Source organism: Agrobacterium sp. 22-214-1 (assembly GCF_053522465.1).
Genome location: NZ_JBNWCK010000002.1, coordinates 352,935 through 378,913, shown reverse-complemented (window position 1 = coordinate 378,913; position 25,979 = coordinate 352,935). Strand labels below are relative to the sequence as shown.

The following is a 25,979-nucleotide window of genomic DNA, read 5'->3' as shown; positions in this document are numbered from 1 at the left end:
TGTATTTCTTTTCATTTATTCCATTGGAGGAAAGCATGAAAAAGACAGTTATTAGCCTCGCAATCGCTTCGAGCGTGTCTGCCCTGGCGGCGGCCCCTGCCGCGGCGCAGAGTGCAACGGGAACGCTCCGTGCTGGGGCTGCGCGCATCGAGATCACACCACCAGCGAGCCCGGCTTACCCGGCGATGAACGAATACGATCACGAGAAGCTTTATCTTCGGGTGATCGTCATCGACAACGGCAAGACGAAGATGGCGCTCATCGGTGCTGATCTCGGCGGCATAAACGAGGAAGTCTGGGCCGAGGCCAGCAAGCGCGTCGGCGAAACCCTCGGCATTCCGCCTCAGAACGTTGTCCTGTCATCCACCCATACCCATAGCGACTGGCCGGCCAATGCGACCACGGCGCCTGGCCAGCCGCGCTACGGCAGCGATTTCGTGTCGAATGTTGCGGTCGATGCGGTGAAAAAGGCCGTTTCCGCATTGCAACCGGCAAAGGTCGGCTATTCCACCGGAGAAGCCTATCTCAACGTCAACCGCGACGCGATCAATCCGCGGACGCATCTGTGGACGCAGGCAGCGAATTTCAATGCCTATTCCGACAAGACCGTAAGCGTCCTTTCCGTCATCAAGCCGAGTGGCGAGCCGATCGCGACCTATGTCAACTATGCGATGCATCCTGTGAACGGCTATCTCTCGGGTTTTGTCAGCGGAGATTTCGCCGCCGCCACGAGCCGCTATATCGAGCGCAATTTCAGCGATGATGTCGTGGCGATATTCACCCAGGGAGCATCCGGTGATCAGAACCCGCGCTGGCTGAGGACTGGCACCAACACGCTCGCGTCAAAAACCGGAGTACCGATCTCCGGCTACGAGATGAGCCGCGAGGATGTCGAGGCGCCGTTGCGCAACAAGCAGGTGGTGGACGGCCCCCTCGATCCGAAAAGAGCGCACCAGCTTGCCGACTATATGCAGGCCCTCGGTGTGATTCTCGGCGAGGAAGTCATCCGCGTTATGTCTCATACGGATGGATGGATGGCATCGCCGGAAATCTGGGCGGCGCAGACCACGCTGACCTGCCCTGGCCGGACGCGACTCGACAAAGTGCGCGAGGGTGCGGCCGGTCAATACGAAGACGGCAAGGACGTCGACATCCGGCTAGGGGCCGTTGGCATCGGTGATATCGCGCTCTCGACCGTCAACGCCGAGATCTATAGCCGTATCGGCCAACGCGCGAAACAGATGTCGCCGCTGTCGAAAACCGTGTTGATCACCCTGGCGAACGGTCGCGCCAATTCCGGCTATATTCCGGACGACCAGTCGTTCGAACATCAGACGTTCCAGGTTCTGGGTTCGCGGCTGAAGCCGGGTTGCGCCGAAGAGGGCATTGCAAAGGGCATTGCCGGCATGGTCAGCGACCACATCGAACGCAAGCGCACGAACTGATGTGCGCCAAAGGCCCCGAAGCAAACTGAAGACCCTATATCAGGAGGAACACGAATGTTGTTCGCACATCGCCCCACGATGATCGGCGTCATGCTGCTATCGTTCGCAGTACCCGCCGCGCATGCCGTCACTCAACCCGTTTCCGCGCCGATCGGCGAAGTCGTCGGACAAGAACAGGGCGATCTGCTTGTCTATCAGGGTATACCCTATGCCCGACCGCCGATAGGTGATTTGCGCTTCGCTCCACCTCGGGAAGCGGAGCCGTTCAAGCAACCCTTTGTCGCAGATGTGCCCGGCAACGAATGCGTCCAACACGCGGTGTTCTGGCGTCCGGACAAAGGGGCAAGCTGGACCGAGGATTGCCTGACGCTCACCATCTACCGGCCGCAGGGCGATGCGGGAAATTTGCCCGTCATCGTGGGATATCATGGCGGTGGATCGCGCAATGGCGCCAAGACCGACTGGGACCCGAAGGAGATTGCAAGGCGCGGGAATATCGTTGTAACCGCGAACTACAGACTGGGAGCTCTCGGTTATCTCGCGCTTGCGGAACTGAATGCGGAATCTCAGGATGGCAAGAGCAGTGGGAATTTCGGTGATCTCGACAAGATCGAGGCTCTCAAATGGGTCAAGAAGAACATCGCCGCTTTCGGAGGCAATCCGGAAAGGGTCGTGGTTGCCGGACAATCGGGCGGAGCCCGAGGCGTATGCTTCATCGTCGCGTCGCCGCAAGCGAAGGGCCTGTTTCATGGAGCGATCATAGAAAGTGGACGCGACTGCCCGAGCACGCCGAACGAAAAGGCGGTGGAAAGCGGGGAGAAATTCGCGGCTGCAATCGGTTGTGCGGACAAGGCAACCCGCCTCGCCTGCCTTCGCGGCAAGAGCCCAGACGAAATCCTGGATGCTCAGGAAAAGTCCGCGCTGACTCTCCCAACGGTTTCCGGCGGCTACGCCATGCCGAAACCGCCTTTAGAGGCATTCGAGACCGGAGAATTCAACCGGGTCCCGGTCATTGTGGGCAATACGCGAAACGAAGCGCGCATATTCGTCTATGAGGCCAACGATCTGAAGGATCAACCGGTCAGTCAGGCACAGTATCGCGCCGAAGTCCGCAAGAACGAAGGAGACAAGGCGGAAAAAATCCTCGCTGCTTATTCGGCGATCGAAAAGACCGCTCCCGGAGCCGCGCTGGCCGACTATAGCACCGACCGCGGCTCTACCTGCCCGACGACAAAGCTTGTTACGGCACTTGCCCGCTGGACCCCCACTTATGCCTACGAGTTCAGGGACGAAACGGCGCCGTTGCGTTCCTATGCCTCCGTTCCACAGTCCTTCGCCGTAGGAAGCGGCCATAGTTCGGAGATTTCCTATCTGTGGGGAGAAAGCATGGTGCCTGCGGGCTTGACGATTCGGCAACTGAAACTCGCCGAGGTGATGCGTCGCTATTTTTCGGCGCTCGCCGATCCCAAAGGAATGCCGCCCGAATGGCCTCGGTTTACCGTGGAAAACCCCCAGCGTCTGGCGTTTCTGGAAGACGGCATTACGAAAGTCATCAGCGAAGATGAGTATCGCGCCGATCATCGTTGTGACCTGTGGCAGGCCGCAAAATAGTCAGGCATCGTCCAGCCAGGCATGATTGGATGTCGTACTCGGTCGTTACATAGTTTGCGTTGGATTTGTCAGTCGTCACGATCTCCTTTGGTCAGCGGAGCGGCCTTTGCCCCTGACGGGAGGAGGCCCTCTCCTGCGGCTAGGCCGTCGACAATAAGACTTTGAGAGAGTGCAAGTATCCGGTGGTTGAAGGCCTCGCAAGGTGCGTTGCCGTTCCCGCAGTCGCCTGGGTTTTGCTGTTCAGCTTACGCTGGTGCGAGGTCTCGGCCGCCCCCTTGCTCACGAGAGACACCTCAGGGACGGTCATCTCCGTCGTGGGCGATCAGATGGGTATCTACCCTCAGGCGGCACGCGGTCCAAACCGGGCGGTTGCGGTAGAGTTAAGAGGGCGTAATCCCGATTCGTCGTGCGATCGCCGAGATATCACCCCAAGCCGGCAAACGTCCTCAACGGGCCTCGACATTAAACGTCGCAACTGACGTGAACCGTCAAGTCGATTTGTTACCATCTCTGGGCGGCGCATTGTCCTCAATGGGGCCGGTGTGCGCGATACCAAAGAATTTGAAGCCGCAAACGCCGTTTATAGCGCGGCCTCGGGCACACCCGGATCGCCTACGTGACGGACAAATCATTCACCTTTGCCCGCGCCTCGCGCCTCAAGGGTTTCCGAGCTGCGGTTGCTGAAATTAACCCCGCGGAGTGCCCTGTCTTCGAAGAAAACTCTGATAAAAAAGCGATCAGCTATTCGGACATCGAGTTGTTCGAGGTGGGCGGCGTGCGGCGGGGCGCTTGCTGGAGACGTTACCGCGGCCAACGGCAATCGTTGCGCTCAATGATATGATCGCTGTGGGCATCCTCTCGGAACTACGCCAGCGCGACATCTCGATCCCGAATGATATTTCCCTGGTTGGAATAGACGATATTGTCTTATCTCGCCTGACGACGCCGCGGCTGACCACCATATGCCAACCTTTGTCACAAATTGCGGAGACGGCAGTCGACCGTTTGATTGCCCATCTTTCTGCGCCAACCCGACCATCGGCTGAAGTTGTCTTCCAACCGGAACTGGTCGTGCGTCAATCGACGGCAGGGGCATCTTCGACGGTCGGAATGGACGGACTCAGCAGGCGTGAGCCGCCAGCGACCCTGCGCCGAGATTCGGACACATGGTTGAAATCAGACAGAACTTTCTGGATCCCTTGCGCCGGGACGTATCCCGACGCACGGTTGCGTGTTTGCGGATCAGGCCTGTTTGCGGACCGCTTCGAGCGCCTTCGCGGGCGTCCAGTTGCCGTGCAGCGACATGCGCAGGCGGAACGGGATCTTGATGCGGGCCACTGGGCCGGCCGCCATATTCAACGAGTCGAGCACGACCAGTTCCGTGTTGTCGCCGTTGAGATGGTTCAGCAACGCAATCACATATCCATCGCCTTCAGGAGCATCGTCCGAACGCGGCACAAAGATCGGCTCCTGGAAGCACTGTCCATCACCGGGGAACCAGGCATCAGTCGTACCTGTCTTCACATTGACATGGGCAAGCTGGTTGAAGAACTGGAACGGTCGGTCCCCCAGGCTTTCATCGAAAGGTAGTGTCGGATCGAAGGCCAACACGAAACCATGCTCATAGGGTTTGCCGGTGAACCGTTCATCGCAACGCGGGAATTCACACGGGAAAGATGTGATGGGGCGCGGCTGGAGAGCATAGTCGGCCGCACCCGGTTCGCCAGGACCATTGAGATTGAACGACCAGCGCATCAGCTGCGAACTGAGGGTTTCGGGAAGCGGTACGGACCCGTCTGCCTGAGGGAAAAAGTAGAAGATATTCCCCGTGGTGACAGGCATGTCGACTTGCAGAAAGCCGTCTTCCTCGTACGAGTTCAGAGTATGCCCCTGGAATCCGTCCTTCGGCCCCTCGAACCACATGACATCCTCAGCGCTGCCGTCTCGCGGCAGCACACCGAAGAGCTGCGCCAGATCCGGTTGCCATTCAAAATGCTGCCCGCCCGCCTTCATGCGTTCGATATCGACGGTCAGAGGGATGAGCGGGAAGACGACATGCCGGGCGGTGATGGCGAAATCGTGGATCATTGCGGCGTAGGGAGCCTTGAACCAGATCTCCTTCTTGAGCTTGCCCGAGGCGTCGATTTCGAAATAGGCGATATCGGGCGTGCCGTCGCCCTTGGCTTCATAGGCGAAGCAAAGGAGGTCGCCGTTGTCAGGATCGACCTTGGGATGGGCTGTGAAAGTGGCCGACTTGATCTGGCCGTTGAAGTCCCAGACGCCGATCGTTTCCAGCGTCTCGGGGTCGAGCGCATAGGGAAGTGCATCCTCCTTCATGGCGAGCAATACGCCGGCATGGCAGAGTACCGTCGTGTTCGCTGTCGTGTTGTTTTCGGCTGCCAGCGGGTCGTTGGTGAAAACGTTGCGATAGACGCCGTTGAGCGAGCGCCGCTCGCGCCACTGCGCCGCCAACCGGTCTGTATGGACATAGCGCCTGCGCAGACTGACATGGCCGTTCTCGAACCTGAAGGCCGAGACTAGTCCATCGCCGTTAAAGAAGATGTCCTTACCGAGCATCGGCGGATAATAGGAATCCGGGGATACCTGGAAAAAGGTGCCGGCAATCGTCGGAGGAACGGTCCCCTCGACCTCGAGATCGAAGATCTGCGTTTCGACGCGACTGGGCTCGTAGAGGCCAGTGAATTCTGGAATTTCCGGGAAGGTCATGCTCATTTTGTCTTTCCTTCTGTTTAGGCCCGGTTGCTGGGGGGTAAGGTCAGAACGGATAGACGCGCGGTTCGTCCTGCACGCTGATCCAGTGATCGGTGGTCAGTTCCTGGATGATCCAGTCGCTGTTGAAGCGGCCGAGACCGCTGTTCTTCTCGCCGCCGAACATTGTGTTCGGGTCGTCATTGGGAGAGATGTCGTTGATGTGGGTCATGCCCGCCTCGATGCCTTTGGCAAAGCGCAGTCCGCGCGCGGCATCGGTGGTGAAGACCGCGCTCGACAGGCCGAATTCGACGGCATCGGCCATGCGCAACGCGTCGGCTTCATCGGCAGCGCGGATCAGAGGCGCGATCGGGCTGAACAGCTCGGTTTGCGCCAAAACGGAATTATTAGCGACATCGACAAAGACTTGAGGCGGCAAAACCTGTCCTGAGGGTTCACCGCTCAGGACTTGGTGAATGCCGGCGGCCCTCGCCTTGTCGACATGACCGAGCGCTGCCTTGAGCTGCCTCTCATTGATGAGCGGACCGATCACCGTGTCCGGTTCGTTCGGGTCACCGACCTTCAATGAACGTGCTCGCTCGATGAACGCCTCCACGAAGCGATCATAAAGTCGCGACTCGACGATGATGCGGTTCGTACTCATGCAGATCTGCCCCTGATGCAGAAAGCGACCGACGATAGCTCCGGAAACCGCATGGTCGAGATCGGCATCGTCCAGCACTACACAGGGCGCATTGCCACCCAGTTCGAGCGCTACGCGCTTCAACGTGGCGCCGGTCATCGCCAGTTCGCCGATACGCCGTCCTACTCGCGTAGACCCTGTAAACGAGATGAACTTGGGAATTTCGTGCAGCGTGAACGCATCGCCGATTTCCCTTACGTCGCCGACGACAACGTTGAGCAGGCCGGCGGGCAGTCCCGCTTCCTCGTAGATGCTGGCAAGCAGAAGGCCACCGGTGACCGGCGTGTCCTCGGCAGGTTTGAGCACGATACCGTTGCCAAGTGCGAGCGCCGGAGCGACCGAACGATTCGACAGATGCATCGGAACGTTCCAGGGGCTGATGACGCCGACGACACCCAACGGCCGGCGATAAACTCTGCTCTCCTTCCCGGAAATGTCGATGGGCAGTATCCGTCCCATCACACGCGCGGGCATGGATGCTGCAGCCAGCGTGCCGGCACGAACGGCCGCCCATTCGATTTCCGCCTTCATGCGGGTGCTGCCGGACTCGGCGATCAGCCAGTCGACTATCTCGGCATGGCGGCGGTCCATGACGGCGACTGCGCGATGCATGACCGCAGCCCGTTCTCCTGGCAGGAGCCGCGCCCAGTCGAGCTGGGCTCTCGCTGCGGCGCGATAGGCGTCGTCGAGATCATCGTGGGAGGCGCAACCGATTTCGGTTAAGACTTCACCGTTGTACGGGTTGCGATCGCTAAGCGATGTTGGAGCCCGACCGGTTCGCCAGCGCCCATCAATATACTGGCCGGTGAACTGACGCTGGATCTGAGTATCAGGCATTGTTTTTCCTCCTTGTGTTTGAAGTGGCCAGCGCATCGAGCGCCGCGCTCGCCTTGATCGAAGCCTCTCTTGCGGTAGCCGATTTGAGGCGGCGGCTTTCTGCGGCGGCGGCCAGGCAGGCCTGTGCTGCTTTGAAAAGCGGGGACTCAACCTCCGTGACGTCGAGCAGTTGCACCTGCGCGCTGCGCAACGTCTCATGATGGGATGCCAGTGTCTTTTCGTCGGCGCCGCAGGCGATGCGGTGCGTCAAGGTTGCAATACGGCGGGCGAGAAGCCTGCGGCGTACATCCGGCGTCGACGGGAGGACCAGCCAAAATATCGCCACCGCTATGACCACGCCCGAGACGATTGCCAGGGCTTCCAGAACGGCGGTCTCGGCGGCTACTGGCGCGGTTCCCGGCTGGGCGGTCAACAGGAATGTCATGGCCATGTCTATGGCCATCTTGGCGGTGACGGTCTTGCGCATGAGCCACGCTGAAACCAACAGGAACGGCGTGACGCAGACTAGTATCGTCAGCAGACCTTCGGCATGCGGCAGCAGAAGCAGCCGGACAAGCAGTCCCATCGCGGCGCCGGCGAGGGTTCCGAGCAATACCTGAACAACCATATGGTTTCCATGGTCGTGACTGGAGAACAGCGAGGTGAACAGGACCGCTGTCATCGCCATCATGGAGCCAGCCTGCCAGCCTGCGGCCAGCCAGATCGCGGACGCGACTGCCAGTGCAACCACCGGCCGCATGGCGGCGCGATACGAGGCGACGCGATCGAAGTCGAACCGGAAATAACCGAGTGCAGACAGACGGCCGGGCTCCAGCGCCTTCGCAAGATCCTCCAGCGCGCCCGCCAGCACCACGTGACCGTGTGCTGCGGCATCCCTGGCCATACGCCGCGCCCGCTGAAACGGATCGTCAGGCGCGAAGGGTCTGTCGAGAGCCGTGTTCCTACTTCCGCCCATCGCGAGAAGTTCCAGCAATATGCCGGAGATGTGCCGCAGGCGCCGGGCGTCGGCACGTCCGCGGATCGATCCTGCGGACTGCTCGTCGATGGCTCGGTCAAAGGCCGCTATCTCGGCGATCAACGAAGCGTCCGCATGCGCTTCTTTGTCGGCCTGCCGGTTTTTGATCCGCTGCAAAACGCGACCCAGAAGGTTCCTGGCCCGTGCCTGTGCATCCGCCTTTCGCGACGGCAGGGCTCTGAAGGACAACAGCATCGAACAGACGATGCCGATCAGCGTGCACAGAACCCTGTCCTGCGCCAACACGCTGTCCGCATGTCCGTCGCCCAACCCAAACAGGACGACGATCCCCGCAGTGTAGCCGGCAAGAACAAAGCCGTAGTTGCGGAAATGCCGGAAGATCGTGCCGAGCCCAGCGCAACAAGCCAGCCAGAAGGCAAGCAGGATCAGAGTGACCGGCAGATATGCATGGACGAGCAGAATCGATGCGCCGGCGGCGGCTCCACAGATCGTTCCGACGAGGCGCGCGGCGCTGCGCTCCACAAGAAGGCCGCGTGTCGGCTGAGCGACCAGCCAAACGGTCATCGCCGCCCACCATGGATGATGGATGGCGAGCACGTGTGCTAGGGCGAGCGCCATGAGTGCAGCAATGGTGGTGTGCAAGGCGAACGCGATCGGATGACGAGGTGGATCGGCAGCGGGCCGGTTGTCCATCGGCTTTCCCACAGCGCATGGAGCCAAGGGGCCGGATCGCCCCCAGCCTTTTTCGTTTTCAAGCATTTCCGGCTTAGCGCTCACAGAGGCACCCATAATTGAACGTTAGCGTTTAGATATAACCTGACTTGTTCATTGTCAATATTCCTGTACGATATCGTTTAATTATGATGACGGCGGGCGTTGAGCCTGATGCGAAACGGGAATGACGCGATGCGAAGAAAGACCGAGGATCGGCGGTTGAGTTTTGTGAAGGCCGCCGGGAAATTGTTCATCGAAAGGGGCTTCGGCGCGGTGACTATGGAAGCGGTAGCGGCTGAGGCCACGGCGTCGAAGGCTACGCTTTACGGTTATTTCCCAAGCAAGGAGGCACTCTTTGAGGCCTTTGTTAACGAGGCGGGGAAAGGCGGCGTCGAGGAAATCGAGGCTGCGGGACGCGGCGACGATGTCGAGCAAATTCTTCGAAAGCTCGGGACTGCTTATCTCGATCTTGTCACGCGCCCTGACGTCATCGAGGCAAATCGCCTGATCATGGGCGAGGCCGGACGACAGCCACAGCTAAGCCGCATCTTTTATGAGAACGGACCGCGGAAAACCCTCATCGCAATCAGTGAAATCATTGCCGCGCTGATGGAGGCGGGCAAGCTTCAACGATCCGACCTCCGCGAGGCCAGCCTTTACTTCAAGTCCCTTTGTGAGGCTGGACTTGTCGAGCGTCAGCTATGGGGACTGGATGACCAACCCGATCACCAAGTTCGTCAGTCCGCAGTCGAAAGGGCGACGGAAGTGTTTCTGGCGGCGTTTGGATAAGCGATGAACGTGGAGAGCTCCCCGGCCGCGGGCGTGGTGATCGATTTTCCCGCACGTTATGGAGAGACGCGAGCCTACCAGAACAAGCGGCAAGTCTATTCGATCCTGTTTGAGGCGGCCACCAAGACGCTTAGGACCACTACTGCCGATCGCCAGCATTCGCGGCAATTATCAATTCAACACGGGGCGCGTCGAGATATTGCGGGGAAAAATCCGGATTCTCGGTGACGAATTGGTGAAGGCTTTTGTAAAGTTCACCATCGAGCATGGACACATGCACGCCGACGGAGAGGCTGCCGCTGGTTGTGACGACCATTATCCCCGAGGTTGAGAACAGTTTCGAGGTCGGTGATGATCTGGCGAACGTCGCGAAATGGGCTGCATCGGGCGTAGGGGTCACACCGCTTCCACCGCGGGTAAATAACCTTATCCCCACCGACTCTTCAAGGTAGCGAATTTTGCGGCTCACCAGGAAGTAATGCGTGTTAAGCCTTCTTCCGGCACGAATAAAGCTGCCTTCCTCGGCGACGATGAGCGCCTGACCAGTTGAATGTGGTTGAGAACAGGAGACACGATCTCAGACAATCGCCTTTTTAGCTGGCTGATTACGGAACTCTACGAATTGCCAATTTGATTTTTAACCAAATCTGCGTTGAGCCATCCGGGGACTGACATATAGTCAGCGTTCAATTGTCAGTGCGATCCCCATTCCACCGCCTATGCACAACGTTGCCAGTGCTTTATGTCCGTCTCTTTTGGCAAGTTCGTGGAGAAGCGTAACTAGGATGCGTGCACCAGATGCACCGATCGGATGCCCGAGAGCGATCGCTCCGCCGTTGACCTTTACAATGCCCGGGTCCCAACCGATTTCTTGATTTACGGCGCATGCCTGTGCAGCAAATGCCTCATTCGCTTCCACCAGATCGAGGTCTTCAACCTTCCACCCTGCCTTGTCCAGTGCCTGTCAATCGGCGTCGTAACGGGGTCTGACTCATTCTCGATGTCGTTTCGGATTCTACTGGCCGTTTCTGACGGAGAATCAGCGCATGCGAGCCCATTTTCGGCCTTCCGATCTGATCCCTGCCGAGTTGAACGTGGAGGCAGTGCACCACAGCGCCGACATGATCGTCGTCGCCGCATGTGGTCAGTCCCGAGGTTGTATGTGTTCCCGAGTAACAGGGGCACGAGTTGAAGGAAAGGCAGCAATTGGTTCGACAGCGTTCGCTACAGCGCTGAAATTACTGTTTTTCCACAGCGCAACTTTGCTCTGGAAATCACTGCGCATGTGCTGTATAGGAGCGGTCGGCTACCCTCAGGCGCTACGCACGCAGGAGATCGGCACCGTGCGGGTGTGGTGGAATTGGTAGACGCGCCGGATTCAAAATCCGGTTCCGAGAGGAGTGTCGGTTCGAGCCCGACCACCCGCACCATCTTGTTTCATGAATCTAATACCGACGGCCTCGCGATGAGAGGCTGAGGTCAGCTTCGGTCAATCGACGACAGCTGCAATTCGAGCCACGAGCTTGCAACCTGACCAGGCGACAGCATGCCCGGCCACTCGTTGACCGCGTTGTTAACGTTGCCGCGGCGCACCGGCTCAAGGGCGAGAGCATAAACCCCGGACTGGAACGCTCGCCATACGCCGAAGTCCGGAAGCGCCGCGGGCGAAAACCGGAGTTTTACCTCGATCCCGTCCATCAAAACAGCATTCGTCAGAGCGATCGAAGCCGTGGCGGTTTCTGATGCGATCGCCACTTCCTGGAAATAGTCCACGAAATCGTCGCGGGGCTGCTTGTCCTCGGCATTGAACGCCGCGACGAAACTCGCATCAAGATCGCCCGACAGTTTCGTCTGCTCATCCAGAAACGGGTACCCGAAATTCACATGATAGAGGAGCGCATGCGGCGTCGGCCGAAAGCCGCGGTTTTCGACGACATCCTCGATGCGGATTGTGTCGCCGAACACAGGGACACTGATGCGGCGGCGCAGAAGCAGATTTTCGCCGAAGACCGCGCTTTGCCGAACGATCGCCTCCGCCTGGATAACCGGACTTTCAGCGTCCCAATCGATGCCGTAGCCCGAGATCTGGGCTCGCTGGCTCGATATCCTGCCATGCAGGGGATGGAAAACCTCTCTCCGGTGCTTGTGCATGAAATGCGAAGCGTCTGTGCGGCTTGCGGCGCCGAAATGATCCAGCCCGCAGGTGACGATGAAACCGTCGAGGTTTCGGTAGAAACCAATACCATCCTCGGCATCGACGGAGTTCGGCGGCCAGGGAAGTCCGTTCGCGCTGTTCCAGCCGATGTTGATGCCGCGCCAGGTGGCGCTGGAAATATCGAAGCCGCGATCGACGGCGATCTCGAATGCAATGCCCGCCGCATTGCGAACGAGAAACAGCCGCTGGCCGCGGCCGGGACCGTCTTCCATCTCCACGAGGCGGATGTCGGCGATGCCCCTGCCATCGACCGTCCGTTTGCGCAACTCCGTCGGCGACAGCCTGCAGGGAGATCCGGTCATGACTTCACCGCCTCTTCACGATCCCGCCGAAACGCGGTCGAGCAGCGGTCGCACCTTGCCAAGGAACGCTTCGCTTCCGCATGCGAACCGGAGCTTGTCCTGCAGATCGATGCGGCTCCAGTCGATAGTATGTGAGCCGCCCAGGCTGACGAGGATCGGCAGACCGGCCATCACATCCCAGGTGGCATCACCGAGCGCGACGTAGCCATCGGTTTCCCCCATCGCGACTTCGACCAGCGAAAGGGCGGATGAGCCGCAGCATCGAAAATTGATGCGAAGCTCGTCAGAGATGAAACGCAAAACCTCCAGCCGATCGTCTGTCGCGACCGATGGGTGAAGACCGATACCGGTCGAGGCGCGCGCAATATCGAAAGGAGGAAGCGCCGCGAGCGGCTCGCCGTTGATCTTCGCCTCGATGCCCTCTCCCCCCGTGATCATCAGGTGACGGGCCGGAGCGAAGATGACACCGAAGACCGGCCTGCCCTTCTCGAACAGGCCGATCGAGATCGCCCAGTTCTGGCTGCCGCGAACAAAGTTGAACGTGCCGTCGATGGGGTCGATAATCCATGTGCGTCCGGAGACACCCGCAACGTCGCCCCCCTCTTCACCGTAGATACCGTCTTGCGGAAATGCTTGCCGCAAATTCTCGATCAGGAACTCTTCCACCTGGCGATCCGCGTCGGTTACGAGATCGAGGTGACCTTTTCTCTCGACGGGGAGCGTTGCCAGCACATCAAAATACGATAAGGCAATATTGCCTGCCCTGCGTGCGATCGCCTCAACGACAGCCTCCATATCGCGATCGGGCACGGTCGATCTTTTCGTGGTTCCAGCCATTGGCCTTATTTCCTCATCATGCAAACATCGTCACCTCAAAAGCGGGATGGCGAAAACTGCTTTCAAAAAACTTCGTGCGGACCACCGGCTGATTGACCAGACTGTCCGCACGGAGCGCTATTTCGCGAAGTCGAGCCGGGTGGGCTCGAGGCCGCAGGTTTTGATGAACTCGACGATCCAGGCGACGTCATCGCAGACCAGCATGTCGACCAGCCCGGCGCGCATCCAGGTCTGCAATTGGTCGAGATAATCCAGCCCGTAGGAACCTCTGAGGGCGAAGTGCTGGGGCGGCGGAAGGTAATGGCTGACGCAGACGCCGGCAGCATGCAGCCCCTCGGCGATGTCAGGCGCAAATTGCGGATAGTCGGTGTTCATGACGTCCATCGCCGCCGAACGGGCAGCCGCCGCCGGCTCGACAAGCCGGTGATAGTTGATGCCCATAGTGCGGATGCCGGGCGCAAGACGCTTGATATCGCGCAGAACGACGTAGTCGAACGAACTGATCAGAACACGGTCGAGCATACCTGTCTGACCGAGCAACCGGATGACCTCCTCCAGATACGCGTTGCCTTCGAACTTGTCCTTGATCTCGACGATCAGCGCCAGGCCGAGATCCCGGCTGAAGGCAAGGATGTCCTCGAACGGTTCGATCGGCTGGCCCTCGATGGCGATCCCGTTCCGGTTCTTCGTCCGCAGCCCGGCGATATCGGCATAGTCGAGCCGGGAAATCAGGCCGGCACCGGTCGAGGCATTATCGAGAATGTCGTCATGATAAACGACCAGTCGGCCGTCGCGGGTCATCCGCAGGTCGATCTCGCAGAGAGAGGCACCAAGTTCCGCGGCCCGCTGCAAGGCCGGCCGTGTGTTCTCATGGCCTTCGATGGAATGGCCGCGATGGCCGCAAACCAGAACGCGCCCGGAGCGCGAGGGCAAAAGATCGAGCATCATTTCCTCATTCGTTGGAAGCAGGTTCTCCGCAAAGCACGGGAGATCGAACCTGCCGGAAGGCGATCGAATCGGGCTATTTCAGCCCGCTTCGGGCAAAGCTGGCGATGAACCGCTTCTGAAGGATCAGGAAGATGACCACCATGGGCAGCGCTGCCAGCACGCCCGCGGCCATCAACACGTTCCAGTCGGTTGTGTATTCGCCGCGCAGCAAGGCAAGACCAGGACCCAGTGTCATCTTGTCGATCGATCGGTTGACGACGATCGGCCACAGCAACTCCTTCCACTCAGCGAGCGTCGTCAGGATCGCCAGCGAGATGATGCCGCTGCGCGCGATCGGCACGACGATCGTCGCGAGAATGCGCAGGTGGGAGGCGCCATCCATCCTCGCCGCCTCGATCAGTTCCTTCGGGACACCGCGGAAGAACTGATAGAGCAGGAAGACGCCGAACACGTCAAACAGCGACGGCAGCGCGAGCGCCACCAGCGTATCGGTCAGGCGCATCGAGGTGATGATCGAATAGCTCGGTATGATGAAGATATCGCCCGGGACCATGATCAGCGCCAGGATGATCAGGAGGATGAACCTCGCGCCGGGAACCTTGACGATGGCCAGCGCATAGGCCGCCATCGAGCAGATGACGATCGTGCCGATTACCCGGCCGATTGAGACGATCACCGTGTTTGACAGCAGGATGGCGAAAGGAAGCCGGTTGAACACCTCATGCGTGCCGTCAAGCGTGACCGGGGACGGTATGATGCTGGGCGGGACCTGAAGGGTCTGCGCCGTCGTCATCAGGGCCGTCGACACCATCCAGGCGAATGGTGCCAGGATCAGCACTCCGACGACGGCGACCGCGAGATAGGTCCACCATTGGACACGGTATTGAATGACCATTAGCCGTCCTCCCCATAATGCACGAACCGGCGTTGAAGACGAAGCAGAACGAGCGAGACGCCGAGGATCAGGATGAGCAGAAACAGGGATACGGCTGCCGCATAGCCGCGTTGGCCGGCGTCGACGAATGCGAGGTAGTAATAATAGTAGACCAGCGTCAGGCCGTAGTTCGTCGAGACGGAATGGTCGACAGGTGGCAGCAAGATGTAGACCGTGTCGAACAGTTTTAAAATCCCGATGGTCGAGGTCAGGATCACGAAAAACAGCGACGGCGTCAAAAGCGGCAGGGTGATCGTGAAGAACCGGCGCACGGGGCCGGCGCCATCGAGCATGGCGGCTTCATAGACATCGGATGGGATATCCTGCATCCCGGCATAAAGAATGATCGCGGGCACGCTGAACGAGAGATAGACCACAATCATCGAAACGACAACGGTGACGCCGGCTTCGCTTCCAAACCAACTGACCGGAGAATACCCGACGACCTGGATCGCGGCATTGATCAGACCGTATTGCGTCTGGAACAGCCAGCCGAAGACGAGGATGATCGCCGTCGGCAGGCAGACCGCCGGCAGGAAGACGATCGCCCGGAACACCGACTCGCCGCGGAACCGGTATTGCATGAGCAACGCGCAGAGCAGCGAGACGATCACGACGCCCGGTACGGCGATCAGGGCAAACTTCACGGTGTTGTAGAGCGCGACCACGAGCTGGCTGTCGGACAGCAGCCGCCGGTAGTTGTCGAGGCCGACGAATCGCGGCGGGCCGAATGCCCCCGCCTTCGTGAACGAAAGCCAGACGTTGTAGCCGAACGCATAGAACCGGAAGACAATCAGCCCGGCAAACAACGGGACCAGAAAGAGATATCCCGCCCGCGCCTGCCGCCACTTCAAGCCGCCGAGCCGCGATGTCGTGCGGCCGGGTTGCTGTTCAGCGTGGTTGATCTGGAGAGGAACGGCGCTGGTCACCGCAGTGCCTCATCCAATGCCTCGTCGATCTTCTTCGCGGTATCGGAAGCCGAGACCGACCCCGCGTAGAACGGCCCCATCACCGCACTGTTGATCTTGCTGTTGGCTGTGATGATCTTCGGATATCGCGTGGTGGTGCGAAGGTAGCTCTTGTCGATCGTGACCGACAGGGCCTCCTCCAGGCCGCCAAGCTTCTCGTTCGCCTTCACGAAAGCCGAAAGCGTCGCCTTGGCGGTATTGGCCGGGAGGCCAGCGCCGCCCTCGGCATGAAGCACAGCACCTTCATCCGACGTCAGAAACTTGATGAGCGTCCACGCCTCGTCCTTATGCTTCGAATTGGTGTTCATCACGTAGACGAGGCCATTGGTGTCCGTCGTCCACGATCCATTGACCGACGGCATCCGGACAGCCTGAAACGTGCCGGCCGGGAGATCGGCCTTCGAAAGGAGGCTGAGGTTCCACGAGGGGATTTCGGCCATGGCCAGCTTGCCGGAGATCAGCGAGGACACCGGGTTGAAGTCCGAAGAGTCGGCGACCTTGAGGATGAGGCCGTCGTCCTGGAGAGACTTGACCATTTCCAGCGCCTTGATGCCGGCCGGTGACGACATCGCGCTCTTGCCGTTGTCGATCACTTTGCCGCCAAGCGCGTGGACGAGGCTCGCGACACCGTTGTTGAAGGAATAGTTATAATAGAGCGGAACGTCGGAGGGAGCCTGTTTCGCCTTCAGTTCCCTGGCGATGCGGACCATGTCCTCCCATGTCCAGTCGGGCTTGGGGGCTTCGACGCCAAGCTTCTTGAAGACGCTGGCGTTATAGATGAACGTCCAGGCATCCATGTCCTTCGGCACGCCGTATTGCTCGCCGCCGATATTGTAAAGGCCGACGATCTGTTTGTTGTAGCCGTCGAGCGACAGGTTATCCTTCTTCATGTAGGCGGTCAGGGGCTCCAGGGCGCCGCCCTCGACATAGTAGGACGCCCTGGAACTCTGCCACATGACGTCCGGCCCCTCGCCCGCGCCAAGCGAGGCGTCGAGCTTGGTGTAATACTGATCCGGAGGAACCTGAACGAGCGAAACCTTGATGGCAGGGTTGGCCGTCTGGAAGGCGTCGACCGCCTTCTGAACGCCGGCCTTCTGGGCCGGATCCCAGATCATCAGACTGAGGTTGACGTCGCCGGCGCTCCAGGCGCTGTCGACACCCGACAGCGATGCAAGCATCATCGCGGCCGTACCGAACATGATATGTCTTCTGCTGGCAGTAAACATGGGGTCCTCCCTTGCTTTCTCTCGAAGCTGTTGTTGGCAGTCGCGGCATCGCGGTTCAGCTTGCGATGACGAATTTCCTCCTGAGTTTCTCCGGCGCGGTTTCGATGATGGCCTTGGCGGCGACATCAGTAACGATCGTTCCGACATCCTCGATCTTCGCAGTGACGGAAAAACTCGATTTCGTGAACTTGGTGTGGTCAGCCACAACGATGGTGCGACTCGACACCTCGATCATCGCCTTCTGGATGCTGGCGTTGACCGGCGATCCCGTAAAGATCAGGCCCCGGCCGAGATCGATCGAGGCGGCGTTGAGAATGAGCTTGTCGACATTGAACTGCCGGATGAAATGTTCGGCCAGAGGTCCGCGGAAAGAACGGTTGATCTCCGCGAACTCTCCCCCGACGGAATAGACGCTCGCTGCGTCGTGCCGGATCAGCTCGGCGACGATGTCGGCGCCGTTGGTGATGAAGGTCAGACCCTTGCGGCCGACGAGCAGCTTGGCGACTTCCAGCGCGGTCGTACCCGCATCGAGAAGAACGACATCTCCGTCGGCGATCATTGCGGCCGCGGCTTCCGCGATGGCTCTCTTCTCCGCTCGCTGAGAAACCGCCCGCGTCGCGTTGGCCGGATCATGCGCTACCTGGGATATGCTGACCGCGCCGCCATGGGTGCGTCGCAGGAGACCCGCCTCTTCAAGCTCGACAAGATCACGCCGGGCGGTCGCGACCGAAATATCAAATCGCTTCGTCAGCGTCTTGATATCGAGGAACAGCTCCTCGCGAAGCAGGTCGACGATCTTCTCCTGGCGATCTTCGGCAGTATTGAGCACGGCGTTTCCAATTTGCTGAATGACATATATCGCTCATAGCGAGCGAATCCCTTCGTTGTCAAGTCACCAAGATATGAAGGTTTTGTGACGGTGCGTTTGTGCGCTACCGTTATAAATGCGCTGATCTTCGGGCATTTGCGAAGTATTTTCGCGACAGCCTTGCCAATGAGCGATTTCGTTCATATCATTCACCACGCCGCTTCCATGATGTGCAGTTCGAGCCACGAGGTCCGGAGGCCAATCGGAAGCGCGTGAGACGCCGGTTTGGGGGATGGCCTGCGAAGAAGGAATTCAATCGCTTTTCTGGCCGCGGGAACGCGTCGGCCGCCGGCGGACAGCACTCCTCCCAGGCTGTCCACCGGCCACTCAACCCGCAACGAGGAGGCAGAATGAAGATCACAGAAACAGTTGGCCGCGGAGGAGCGTTAAAGTGGCAGGATTAGCAATCGACAACGTGAGAAAGACCTATGGCGCGTTGAACGTGCTTCACGGGGTATCGGTCGACATCGAGGATGGAGAATTCGTCATCCTTGTCGGCCCGTCCGGTTGCGGAAAATCGACGCTGCTGCGGATGATCGCCGGCCTTGAGGATATTTCGGGGGGAGAGGTTCGCATCGGTGATCGCGTCGTCAACGACGTAGAACCGAAAGAGCGCGATATCGCGATGGTTTTCCAGAACTACGCGCTCTACCCGCATATGACCGTCGCCAACAACATGGCCTATTCGCTCAAACTGCGAAAAGTCCCTTCCGCGGAGATTTCCGCCCGGGTCAGGAACGCGGCAGGCATTCTCGGTCTCGAAAAATATCTCGACCGATTCCCCCGGCAATTGTCCGGCGGTCAACGCCAGCGCGTTGCGATGGGCCGGGCAATCGTCCGCAATCCGCAGGTCTTCCTCTTCGACGAACCCCTGTCGAACCTCGACGCGAAGCTGCGCGTCGCCATGCGCGCCGAGATCAAGGAACTGCACCAACGGTTGAAAACCACGACAGTGTATGTCACCCATGACCAGGTCGAGGCCATGACGATGGCCGACAAGATCGTTGTCATGCATGACGGCGTCGTCGAGCAGATCGGTGCGCCACTGGAACTTTACGATCGCCCACGCAATCTATTTGTAGCGAGTTTCATAGGCTCCCCGTCGATGAACTTCGTGCGAGGCAAGATCCACGCCGGCACATTCATGACCCAAAGCGGTTTGCGGTTGCCACTACCACAAGCAACCGCCAAAGCATTCGAAGGGCGGGCCACGACCTATGGCGTGCGCCCGGAACATTTCCGCCTCACGAGTGCCGACGCGGCCGACGGCGTTCCGGTCGAAGTCGTCGTGATCGAGCCGATGGGATCGGAAACGCAGGTGGTCGTGCGCGATCCGAATGCAAGGTCCCATCCTGCCGCAGAAGGAAATCAGGATCTGGTCTGCGTCTTCCGCGAGAGGATCTCCGCCAGGCCGGGCGATACAATCTACGTGGCGCCCGAGGCCGACAAGATCCATTTGTTCGATGCGGAAAGCGGCCTGCGGCTCGTGCTCGACACCCGTTGACCGTTTCCCTCTGAGGCACGCAATCCGGCAGATTCTCGCACGGATATCGTCATAACGGCTTTCGCGGCCGTTATCTGTGGGCCGGAGTTTCTGACCCGCAGTCCTCCCGGAGGAAGGGCCATTGGTCGCCGACTGGCGGACCGCATGTTGCGGTGGCCGATGGCCCTTCTGTGATTGCGGCTAATTGCTCAGACCCTAGGTGGGATGACATAACCTTCACACAAGGCTTCAAGAGATGCTTTGATATCGTCGATCAATGTGCGGCATATCATGGACGGCTCCGAAAACTTTGGAGTGACAAGCCATACCGGTAACAAGATCGGCGTTCGCAGCGGACGGAAAACAACGTTCTCATCGGCTAATCCTAGCAGACTGAGCGGCGACCCAATGCTAATGCCGCAGCCAGCGCTCACCATCGCGATCGCAGCCTGCGCCAACTGGACCTCGGCGGTTACATCAACGTTCACGCCTTCGGCATCCAGAGCGGCTTGAACGAGTTGTTGCGACAGATCCTCCCGACCAAGCGCGACAAAACGCTCGCCATCCAGATCCCGATATTCGATGACCTGCTTTGCCGCAAGCGGATGATCTTTCGGCAGTACACACGCCATGGGGATGGATTGAAACGGCTCGCACCGCACCGCCGCGCTGTTAGACTTGACCAAAGTCAAGCCGAAATCTGCCTCTCGAGTAACTACGGCGTCTTCAATAGTCCTCGACGGTCGTGTCACCTGAGACACCATTACGCTCGGCCTCGTCGACAGGAATTTAGCGACAAGCCGCGGGAGGAATTGCAAGCCAAGAGAAGGGAAGACCGCAACGGAAATATCGCCGCGTTCGAGATCGCGGATCGCATTGGCAGTCTTTTGAACACGGTCAACACCGATTTCAAGGCGTTCGGTCTCGACGAACAGCTGATGTGCCTCCGGAGTTGGCAGAAGCCGGCCTGTATTCCGGAAGAACAGTTTGAAGCCGCAGGAATGTTCGAAAGCCTGGATCAGCTTGGTCAAAGCCGGCTGGCTGATGAACAGGGCTTCCGCCGCTTTGGTCACACTTCCGCTCTTCATGACGGCATTGAAGGCTTCTATCTGGCGAACATTGGGGCGCGGCATGAGATCACCGAATAACCGTGGGTTATACGCGGCCCATATAAATTCATTTGAGTGGCAAAAGGAAGCGTTTAATCAATATTTTGAACCGGATAGGTCACAAGCCTGCATCCAGCGGCATCCTGTCACGGTCTTTTTGTCAGGAGATGTGATGCTGAGGCACATCAAGGGCGAGGACAGCCCAAAAATAGTGTTCGAGTTTGACGGCAGGCGAGTAGGTGCAGCCGCAGGCGATACCGTTGCCTCCGCTCTTCTTGCGGCTGGCGAGGCAACTTTTCGCTCAACACCCGTCTCCGGCGCTCCCAGGGGGCCGTTCTGTATGATGGGTGTGTGCTTCGAATGTCTTGTCGAGATCGATGATGTCGCAAACCGCCAAGCGTGCATGACGCGTGTGAGAGACGGAATGGTGGTTCGCCGGCAATGTGGCGCCGAAGAGGTCGAACAACAATGACCTATTATGACGTAGCCATCATCGGCGCCGGGCCAGCAGGGATGTCCGCTGCGATCGAAAGCACACGAGCCGGACTTTCCACTATTCTCCTCGACGAGCAAGCTGCCCCCGGGGGACAAATCTACCGATCGATAGAGGATGCGGATTCCAAGCGCCTGGATATTCTTGGCCCGGATTACGCCAACGGACGGAAACTGGCTGCGGAGTTTCGCATCTGTCCTGCCGTCTATACTCCGGGCGCGACGGTCTGGAACGTTACCCGCGATATCAGACTTGCGTATTCGAAGGAAGGCGTTTCTCATGAGGTCTCCGCTGGCGCATTGATCGTGGCAAGCGGCGCTATCGAACGACCGACGCCGCTGCCCGGCTGGACTCTCCCCGGAGTTATGACTGCGGGGGCGTGCCAGATCTTGTTGAAGGCTCATGGGTTGGTTGCCGACAATGCCGTTCTCGTCGGCTCAGGTCCGCTGATTTGGCTGATCGCGGCACAGATGGTCACTGCCGGAGCAAAGCCCGCGGCAATCGTCGAAACAGTGCCCCGCAGACGTTACATTGAGGCACTTCCGAAGCTGCGTCTGAACCTCGCCGTGATGCAATATCTCAAAAAAGGCGTGGCGATGATGTATGCGGTCAGAGCAGCGGGCGTTCCTGTTTATCGTGATGCGACGCAGATCGCTATCGAGGGCGAAACTCGCGCCGAAGCCGTCACCTTTGTGAGCGCAGGGCGGACACATCACCTTGGGACCGAAACCGTCGCGCTACATCAAGGCGTCGTGCCGAACCAGCAGATCACACGGCTTCTGCATTGCAGTCATGAGTGGAATAAAAGCCAACGCTGTTTCCTGCCGGTTCTCGATGCATACGGCGAGACAAGCGTTCCGAACGTATACGTGGCAGGCGACGGGGCCGGGATAGGTGGCGCAAAGGTTGCCGCCATGCAGGGACGGCTTGTCGCGTTACGTATCGCCAAAAAAGCAGGTAAATCCTCGCGGGCCGACACCTTCGCATTGGAAGCCAGGCTACGGAAGGAGTTGTCGATACGTCCGTTTCTCGAAATGCTCTACGCCCCTTCAACCGAAATCCGTGAGCCGGACGACAGGACGATGGTATGTCGATGCGAAGAGATTACGGCAGGCCAGATCAGAGCGTCTGTGGCGTCCGGAGTGCCGGGACCAAACCAGGTCAAATCGCTCCTTCGGACTGGCATGGGTCCATGCCAAGGCCGCTTCTGCGGTTTGACGCTTTCGGAAATCGTGGCCGAATGTACGGGGGAGGAACCTTCAACGGTGGGATATTATCGAGTAAGGCCGCCGCTCAAGCCGCTACGCCTGACCGAGCTCGCCAACTTGGGAGCCACCGGAGCGTCTCCGACGTCGTTGAAGCAGGAGGAACAGCGATGAGCGGAACTGCAGATCTGCTTGTTATTGGCGGGGGTCTCCACGGTTGCTCTGCGGCCCTTCACGCCGCCATGCGTGGTTTTTCGGTCATCGTCGTCGAGAAGGATACCGTCGCGCGGCACGCTTCAGGCGTCAACGGAGGCGGAGTGCGGCGCCTCGGACGGCATTTTGCAGAGATTCCGATCTCTAACCGCTCGATGGAGATCTGGCGCAAAATCGGGGATCTGGTCGATGACGATTGCGGCTTTCAGGTTGCTCCCCAAATCAGGGTCATCGAGTTTGAGCAGGACCTTGAGGCTCAGGAAAAGCGAGCCGCCGATGTGAGGGCACTTGGCTTCAATCACGAGGTTATGCTCGATCAGAAGGAGTTGCGCTGCTATCTGCCCGCGGTTGCGCCGCATTGTGTCGGGGCGTTGGCAAGCTTGGAGGATGGTTTTGCACTCCCCTTCCAGACTACTTTCGCGTTCAAGCGCAAGGCGGAGGCGCTTGGCGTGCGATTTTATGAAGGTACGAGGGCGCTGACGATCGTCCGCGATGGGCGAAACTGGAAATTGTCGTGCATGGGAGATCAAGTCTTTGCGGGACGCTACCTTCTGAATTGTGCCGGGGCATGGTCCGGAGAATTCGCCCGCCAAGCCGGAGAAAAGGCTCCGGTTGAAGCTGTGGCACCGATGATGCTCGTCACCCAGCGCATGCCACACTTCTGCGATGCCGTCGTGGGTGCTGCGGGAAGGCCGCTTTCGTTCAAACAGATGCCCAATGGCACTGTCGTCGTAGGCGGCGGTACGCGTGGAAAGGCTGAGCCGGACACCAATATCACCGACATGTACTTCCACGAACTACGCCGGTCGGCGAAGACAGCAATCGATATCTTTCCGATCATGGCATCTGCGAACATCGTGCGATCGTGGTCGGGAATCGAAGCCCTGATGCCCGACCGTATACCCGTGATCGGGCCCTCTTCCACTGAGGAAAACCTGTTTCATGCCTTCGGTTTTTCAGAACACGGCTTCCAGATGGGTCCAGCCGTGGGAGAAATTATGGCCGAACTGATTACCAACGGCGCGACCAATGCACCGATCGAGCCATTCAGCATTACCCGTTTCACTTGATCGGGCACTGTCTCGCCTTCTAGCATGAGAAGAGCGGGCCTCCTTTCGTCACGCGCGCCCGGCATCAGAAAAATGCCGTTAGCCTTACATGCGAACGCTTCCGCAAATTGTGTCCAAGAGGATCACGGTAGAAGCGCTGCCTGGGTCGAGGTAAACGCACTGATGAGGTCCTCGTCCCGCCTCGCCCGCGCGCGACGCCTCGACCTTGACGTTCAGCGCGAGAAGGTTCGTCAAGTTCTTTACGACCTGTTGGCAACGCGCTTGGTAGTTGCGGAATTGGTGTCGTTCAGCCGTGTCGACCTGAAACGCGGGAAAGGCTTCTGCGAGCGTGGACGGCCAACTCCTGTCACTGACCTCGCTCAAAAACAGGATCGCCGAAGTTTCGTTTTAATTGTCGCCAGCTTGATTCTCCGACTCTAACCTCGCCCGCGGTTCAAGCCCCCGTCGACCAGCAGCGTCTGAGCTGTGATATAGGACGAGGCGGGAGACGCCAGAAAAGCGATCGTCTCGGCGATTTCCCCCAGAGTCCCCGCTCGCCCGGCCGGGATAGACCGCAACAACTCTGAATCCGAATGTTGGGCTGCGTTCTCCAGCATCCCGGGCAATACGCAGTTCATGCGGACACCATTGGCCGCGTACCGATCCGCATAAAGCCGTGCGAACCCGTGAATCGCGGACCGAACTGGACTTAGCAGATATCGAAGCTGTGGTTCAGCAGCTTCCATGCCTGAAACTGCCACGATGGCGCCGCCTCCGGCGGCGAGCAGATGCGGCGTCACGAACTTGGCAAGACTGACTGTGCTCAGGACGAGAAGATCCAGCGCATCGTGCCAGGCCGCGCGCGGCACAGAAAAGATGTCGGGTTTGAAACCAGGATCGTAACCAAGACCACCGGGTTCCGCGGGCGGGGGCACATCAGCGTTATCCAGGATCGATGAATATCGCCCAGTACTTACAACCAGCGCATCGACCCTACCGTAACGTGCCGCCGCGCCATCGACGAATGACCTTATATCCCCTTCGTCTGAGAGCGAGCCCGAATAATGCCAGGCTCCCAGTTCGCTTGCGACCTCGCCACACGCCGATCGCGACATAAGTGCGAGACGGTAGCCGCGGTGTGCCAGCAATCTGGCCGTTGCCGCCCCAATGCCGCGACTTGCCCCGGTCACAAGTGCGACGGGAGCCTTGTTGCAATCCGACATATGCTCCTCCCGCCGACCGCCTGGTCGCTACCCTGCTAGTTCGCCGGTGCTTCCACGAGGAGGAAATCTTTGGGATCCCAGGTGAGGTGAACAGGTTCACCTGTCTGATGAGGCATGCCTCCGTTATTGACCGCGACGACATCGATCCGCTGGTTGCCTGCCCGCGTCGAATAACGGATCATCGTACCGCCATAGAGGACTGATTCAATACTTGCGGGAATGGCCATCGGATCACCCGCAGCCCCGAATCTGATCCGTTCGGGCCGGACAATGGCGGCCTTGCGTGTTCCATCCGCGCCCATATCCTCCTCTCCTAGCGGGATCACCGCACCTGCATCGGAAAGAAAAGATTTTCCACCGTTTGCAAGCTTGAGAACGCCGGGAATAACGTTCGCCGATCCGATGAACTGGGCGATGAAGGCGTTCCGCGGACGCTCATAAAGTTCCGCGGGCGGTGCCGCCTGCTCGATCATCCCCTTACTCATGACGACAACATTGTCGGACATCGACATCGCCTCTTCCTGATCATGGGTGACGTAGATCGTGGTGATGCCGACATCGCGTTGGATGCGTTTAATCTCGACCTGCATCTCCTCGCGAAGGTTCTTGTCGAGCGCACCAAGAGGCTCGTCCATCAACAGAATAGCTGGCTCGAACACCATTGCTCTTGCAAGAGCAACACGCTGTTGTTGGCCCCCGCTCAACTGTGCCGGGAGCCTATCAGCAAACGTATCGAGGCGAACTTTCTGCAAAGCGCTTCTTACCCGCTGGGCGATCTCAGCCTTTGCAACATGTCTCATTTTCAGCGGGAAGCCCACGTTCGCAGCGACCGTCATGTGCGGGAACAGTGCATAGTTTTGGTAGACGAGACCGATGTTGCGCCGGTGCGGTGGTAATTCTGTTACGTCACGGCCATCAATACAGATGTTGCCACCGGTCGGCGTCATGAAGCCGGCCAGCATCATCAGCGAAGTCGACTTTCCCGAGCCGCTCGATCCGAGAAGGGTTACGAACTGCCCCTTCTCGACAGTAAGAGAGAAGTCCTGGACCGCGACAAAATCGCCGAAGTGCTTGCTAACGTTGTTAAATTCAACTGCAGGATTCATGTGAACTCCAATAATT

22 protein-coding genes, 1 tRNA gene and 2 pseudogenes are annotated in these 25,979 nt (G+C 59.0%); 10 read left to right on the top strand and 15 right to left on the bottom strand.

What is annotated here, in order from left to right; translation table 11 throughout:
* The first annotated feature begins 35 nt into the window (after positions 1-35).
* The 4 genes and pseudogenes from ACQZ5G_RS11555 to ACQZ5G_RS11540 all read left to right on the top strand — a co-directional run.
* Positions 36-1,445, top strand: a complete 1,410-nt coding sequence (locus ACQZ5G_RS11555) for a neutral/alkaline non-lysosomal ceramidase N-terminal domain-containing protein (protein WP_174056017.1) — start codon at positions 36-38, stop codon at positions 1,443-1,445.
* 54 nt (positions 1,446-1,499) lie between these two features.
* Positions 1,500-3,056, top strand: coding sequence for a carboxylesterase/lipase family protein (locus ACQZ5G_RS11550; protein ID WP_448737614.1), 1,557 nt, complete (start codon positions 1,500-1,502; stop codon positions 3,054-3,056).
* Positions 3,057-3,672: 616 nt separating this feature from the next.
* Complete coding sequence (locus tag ACQZ5G_RS11545; RefSeq protein WP_448737904.1) at positions 3,673-3,897, top strand: hypothetical protein; 225 nt, start codon at positions 3,673-3,675, stop codon at positions 3,895-3,897.
* Positions 3,894-4,082 (top strand): annotated as a pseudogene (locus ACQZ5G_RS11540) (substrate-binding domain-containing protein); the annotation flags it as partial. The gene ACQZ5G_RS11545 and the pseudogene ACQZ5G_RS11540, both read left to right, overlap by 4 nt.
* A 216-nt stretch (positions 4,083-4,298) precedes the next feature.
* On the opposite strand, the gene ACQZ5G_RS11535 reads toward ACQZ5G_RS11540, so the two are convergent.
* The 3 genes from ACQZ5G_RS11535 to ACQZ5G_RS11525 are packed head-to-tail and all read right to left on the bottom strand — an operon-like array spanning position 4,299 to position 8,974.
* Complete coding sequence (locus tag ACQZ5G_RS11535; protein ID WP_149622365.1) at positions 4,299-5,789, bottom strand: carotenoid oxygenase family protein; 1,491 nt, start codon at positions 5,787-5,789, stop codon at positions 4,299-4,301.
* A gap of 43 nt (positions 5,790-5,832) precedes the next feature.
* A complete protein-coding gene (locus ACQZ5G_RS11530) occupies positions 5,833-7,305 on the bottom strand; it encodes an aldehyde dehydrogenase family protein (RefSeq protein WP_448737615.1) in 1,473 nt (490 codons plus the stop codon).
* On the bottom strand, positions 7,298-8,974 hold the full coding sequence (locus ACQZ5G_RS11525; protein WP_448737616.1) for an FUSC family protein: 1,677 nt from the start codon (positions 8,972-8,974) through the stop codon (positions 7,298-7,300). The genes ACQZ5G_RS11530 and ACQZ5G_RS11525 overlap by 8 nt, the downstream gene beginning before the upstream one ends.
* A gap of 213 nt (positions 8,975-9,187) precedes the next feature.
* On the opposite strand from ACQZ5G_RS11525, the gene ACQZ5G_RS11520 reads away from it, so the two are divergent.
* Positions 9,188-9,784 carry a TetR/AcrR family transcriptional regulator gene (locus ACQZ5G_RS11520; RefSeq protein ID WP_149622362.1) on the top strand — a complete coding sequence of 199 codons (597 nt, stop codon included), beginning with the start codon at positions 9,188-9,190 and terminating at the stop codon, positions 9,782-9,784.
* A 139-nt stretch (positions 9,785-9,923) separates the two neighbouring features.
* On the opposite strand, the gene ACQZ5G_RS11515 is transcribed toward ACQZ5G_RS11520, so the two are convergent.
* Positions 9,924-10,316 carry a LysR family transcriptional regulator gene (locus tag ACQZ5G_RS11515; protein WP_448737889.1) on the bottom strand — a complete coding sequence of 131 codons (393 nt, stop codon included), beginning with the start codon at positions 10,314-10,316 and terminating at the stop codon, positions 9,924-9,926.
* Between the two features lie 147 nt (positions 10,317-10,463).
* Positions 10,464-10,748 (bottom strand): annotated as a pseudogene (locus ACQZ5G_RS11510) (acetyl-CoA C-acetyltransferase); the annotation flags it as partial.
* 381 nt (positions 10,749-11,129) lie between these two features.
* On the opposite strand from ACQZ5G_RS11510, the gene ACQZ5G_RS11505 reads away from it, so the two are divergent.
* A tRNA-Leu gene (locus ACQZ5G_RS11505) sits at positions 11,130-11,214 on the top strand.
* 49 nt (positions 11,215-11,263) lie between these two features.
* Here the strand turns inward: ACQZ5G_RS11505 and ACQZ5G_RS11500 are convergent.
* The 7 genes from ACQZ5G_RS11500 to ACQZ5G_RS11470 form a co-directional block, all read right to left on the bottom strand.
* Positions 11,264-12,301, bottom strand: coding sequence for an aldose 1-epimerase family protein (locus ACQZ5G_RS11500; RefSeq protein ID WP_448737617.1), 1,038 nt, complete (start codon positions 12,299-12,301; stop codon positions 11,264-11,266).
* Positions 12,302-12,316: 15 nt separating this feature from the next.
* Entirely contained in the window at positions 12,317-13,096 is a 780-nt protein-coding gene (locus ACQZ5G_RS11495) for an inositol monophosphatase family protein (protein WP_448742666.1), read from the bottom strand.
* Positions 13,097-13,255: 159 nt separating this feature from the next.
* Entirely contained in the window at positions 13,256-14,086 is an 831-nt protein-coding gene (locus tag ACQZ5G_RS11490; protein WP_448737619.1) for a glycerophosphodiester phosphodiesterase, read from the bottom strand.
* Between the two features lie 73 nt (positions 14,087-14,159).
* Positions 14,160-14,981, bottom strand: a complete 822-nt coding sequence (locus ACQZ5G_RS11485) for a carbohydrate ABC transporter permease (protein ID WP_448737620.1) — start codon at positions 14,979-14,981, stop codon at positions 14,160-14,162.
* On the bottom strand, positions 14,981-15,949 hold the full coding sequence (locus ACQZ5G_RS11480) for a carbohydrate ABC transporter permease (protein ID WP_448737621.1): 969 nt from the start codon (positions 15,947-15,949) through the stop codon (positions 14,981-14,983). The genes ACQZ5G_RS11485 and ACQZ5G_RS11480 overlap by 1 nt, the downstream gene beginning before the upstream one ends.
* Positions 15,946-17,214: an ABC transporter substrate-binding protein gene (locus ACQZ5G_RS11475; protein WP_448737622.1), complete on the bottom strand. Its 1,269-nt coding sequence runs from the start codon at positions 17,212-17,214 to the stop codon at positions 15,946-15,948. The genes ACQZ5G_RS11480 and ACQZ5G_RS11475 overlap by 4 nt, the downstream gene beginning before the upstream one ends.
* A gap of 55 nt (positions 17,215-17,269) precedes the next feature.
* Positions 17,270-18,043 (bottom strand): DeoR/GlpR family DNA-binding transcription regulator, encoded by a 774-nt coding sequence (locus tag ACQZ5G_RS11470; RefSeq protein WP_448737623.1) that lies wholly within the window; start codon positions 18,041-18,043, stop codon positions 17,270-17,272.
* Between the two features lie 430 nt (positions 18,044-18,473).
* Here ACQZ5G_RS11470 and ACQZ5G_RS11465 point away from each other — a divergent pair, with 430 nt between their 5' ends.
* Positions 18,474-19,586, top strand: a complete 1,113-nt coding sequence (locus ACQZ5G_RS11465; protein WP_448737624.1) for an ABC transporter ATP-binding protein — start codon at positions 18,474-18,476, stop codon at positions 19,584-19,586.
* Positions 19,587-19,774: 188 nt separating this feature from the next.
* Here the strand turns inward: ACQZ5G_RS11465 and ACQZ5G_RS11460 are convergent, their stop codons facing one another.
* A complete protein-coding gene (locus tag ACQZ5G_RS11460; protein ID WP_448737625.1) occupies positions 19,775-20,698 on the bottom strand; it encodes a LysR substrate-binding domain-containing protein in 924 nt (307 codons plus the stop codon).
* Between ACQZ5G_RS11460 and ACQZ5G_RS11455 the strand changes: the two genes are divergently transcribed.
* Genes ACQZ5G_RS11455 through ACQZ5G_RS11445 form a run of 3 tightly spaced genes read left to right on the top strand, consistent with a single transcriptional unit; the run spans position 20,697 to position 23,655 of the window.
* A complete protein-coding gene (locus tag ACQZ5G_RS11455; protein WP_448737626.1) occupies positions 20,697-21,146 on the top strand; it encodes a (2Fe-2S)-binding protein in 450 nt (149 codons plus the stop codon). The two genes, ACQZ5G_RS11460 and ACQZ5G_RS11455, sit on opposite strands and share 2 nt — an antisense overlap.
* Positions 21,143-22,546: an FAD-dependent oxidoreductase gene (locus ACQZ5G_RS11450; RefSeq protein ID WP_448737627.1), complete on the top strand. Its 1,404-nt coding sequence runs from the start codon at positions 21,143-21,145 to the stop codon at positions 22,544-22,546. The genes ACQZ5G_RS11455 and ACQZ5G_RS11450 overlap by 4 nt, the downstream gene beginning before the upstream one ends.
* Positions 22,543-23,655, top strand: a complete 1,113-nt coding sequence (locus ACQZ5G_RS11445; RefSeq protein WP_448737628.1) for an NAD(P)/FAD-dependent oxidoreductase — start codon at positions 22,543-22,545, stop codon at positions 23,653-23,655. Before ACQZ5G_RS11450 ends, ACQZ5G_RS11445 begins: the two co-directional genes overlap by 4 nt.
* 416 nt (positions 23,656-24,071) lie before the next feature.
* Here ACQZ5G_RS11445 and ACQZ5G_RS11440 read toward each other — a convergent pair whose 3' ends face one another.
* Both ACQZ5G_RS11440 and ACQZ5G_RS11435 read right to left on the bottom strand, forming a co-directional pair.
* The gene (locus tag ACQZ5G_RS11440) at positions 24,072-24,857 is read right to left on the bottom strand and encodes an SDR family oxidoreductase (protein ID WP_448737629.1); all 786 of its coding nucleotides are present in this window, start codon (positions 24,855-24,857) and stop codon (positions 24,072-24,074) included.
* A gap of 35 nt (positions 24,858-24,892) precedes the next feature.
* Positions 24,893-25,963: an ABC transporter ATP-binding protein gene (locus tag ACQZ5G_RS11435; protein WP_448737630.1), complete on the bottom strand. Its 1,071-nt coding sequence runs from the start codon at positions 25,961-25,963 to the stop codon at positions 24,893-24,895.
* Positions 25,964-25,979 lie beyond the last annotated feature (16 nt).

Coding starts and splice junctions, on each gene's coding strand:
- ACQZ5G_RS11555 (WP_174056017.1), top strand. CDS start 36: ATGAAAAAGACAGTTATTAGCCTCGCAATCGCTTCGAGCGTGTCTGCC.
- ACQZ5G_RS11550 (WP_448737614.1), top strand. CDS start 1,500: ATGTTGTTCGCACATCGCCCCACGATGATCGGCGTCATGCTGCTATCG.
- ACQZ5G_RS11535 (WP_149622365.1), bottom strand. CDS start 5,789: ATGAGCATGACCTTCCCGGAAATTCCAGAATTCACTGGCCTCTACGAG.
- ACQZ5G_RS11530 (WP_448737615.1), bottom strand. CDS start 7,305: ATGCCTGATACTCAGATCCAGCGTCAGTTCACCGGCCAGTATATTGAT.
- ACQZ5G_RS11525 (WP_448737616.1), bottom strand. CDS start 8,974: ATGGACAACCGGCCCGCTGCCGATCCACCTCGTCATCCGATCGCGTTC.
- ACQZ5G_RS11520 (WP_149622362.1), top strand. CDS start 9,188: ATGCGAAGAAAGACCGAGGATCGGCGGTTGAGTTTTGTGAAGGCCGCC.
- ACQZ5G_RS11500 (WP_448737617.1), bottom strand. CDS start 12,301: ATGACCGGATCTCCCTGCAGGCTGTCGCCGACGGAGTTGCGCAAACGG.
- ACQZ5G_RS11495 (WP_448742666.1), bottom strand. CDS start 13,096: ATGGAGGCTGTCGTTGAGGCGATCGCACGCAGGGCAGGCAATATTGCC.
- ACQZ5G_RS11490 (WP_448737619.1), bottom strand. CDS start 14,086: ATGATGCTCGATCTTTTGCCCTCGCGCTCCGGGCGCGTTCTGGTTTGC.
- ACQZ5G_RS11485 (WP_448737620.1), bottom strand. CDS start 14,981: ATGGTCATTCAATACCGTGTCCAATGGTGGACCTATCTCGCGGTCGCC.
- ACQZ5G_RS11475 (WP_448737622.1), bottom strand. CDS start 17,214: ATGTTTACTGCCAGCAGAAGACATATCATGTTCGGTACGGCCGCGATG.
- ACQZ5G_RS11455 (WP_448737626.1), top strand. CDS start 20,697: ATGAGATCACCGAATAACCGTGGGTTATACGCGGCCCATATAAATTCA.
- ACQZ5G_RS11460 (WP_448737625.1), bottom strand. CDS start 20,698: ATGCCGCGCCCCAATGTTCGCCAGATAGAAGCCTTCAATGCCGTCATG.
- ACQZ5G_RS11450 (WP_448737627.1), top strand. CDS start 21,143: ATGACCTATTATGACGTAGCCATCATCGGCGCCGGGCCAGCAGGGATG.
- ACQZ5G_RS11445 (WP_448737628.1), top strand. CDS start 22,543: ATGAGCGGAACTGCAGATCTGCTTGTTATTGGCGGGGGTCTCCACGGT.
- ACQZ5G_RS11440 (WP_448737629.1), bottom strand. CDS start 24,857: ATGTCGGATTGCAACAAGGCTCCCGTCGCACTTGTGACCGGGGCAAGT.
- ACQZ5G_RS11435 (WP_448737630.1), bottom strand. CDS start 25,963: ATGAATCCTGCAGTTGAATTTAACAACGTTAGCAAGCACTTCGGCGAT.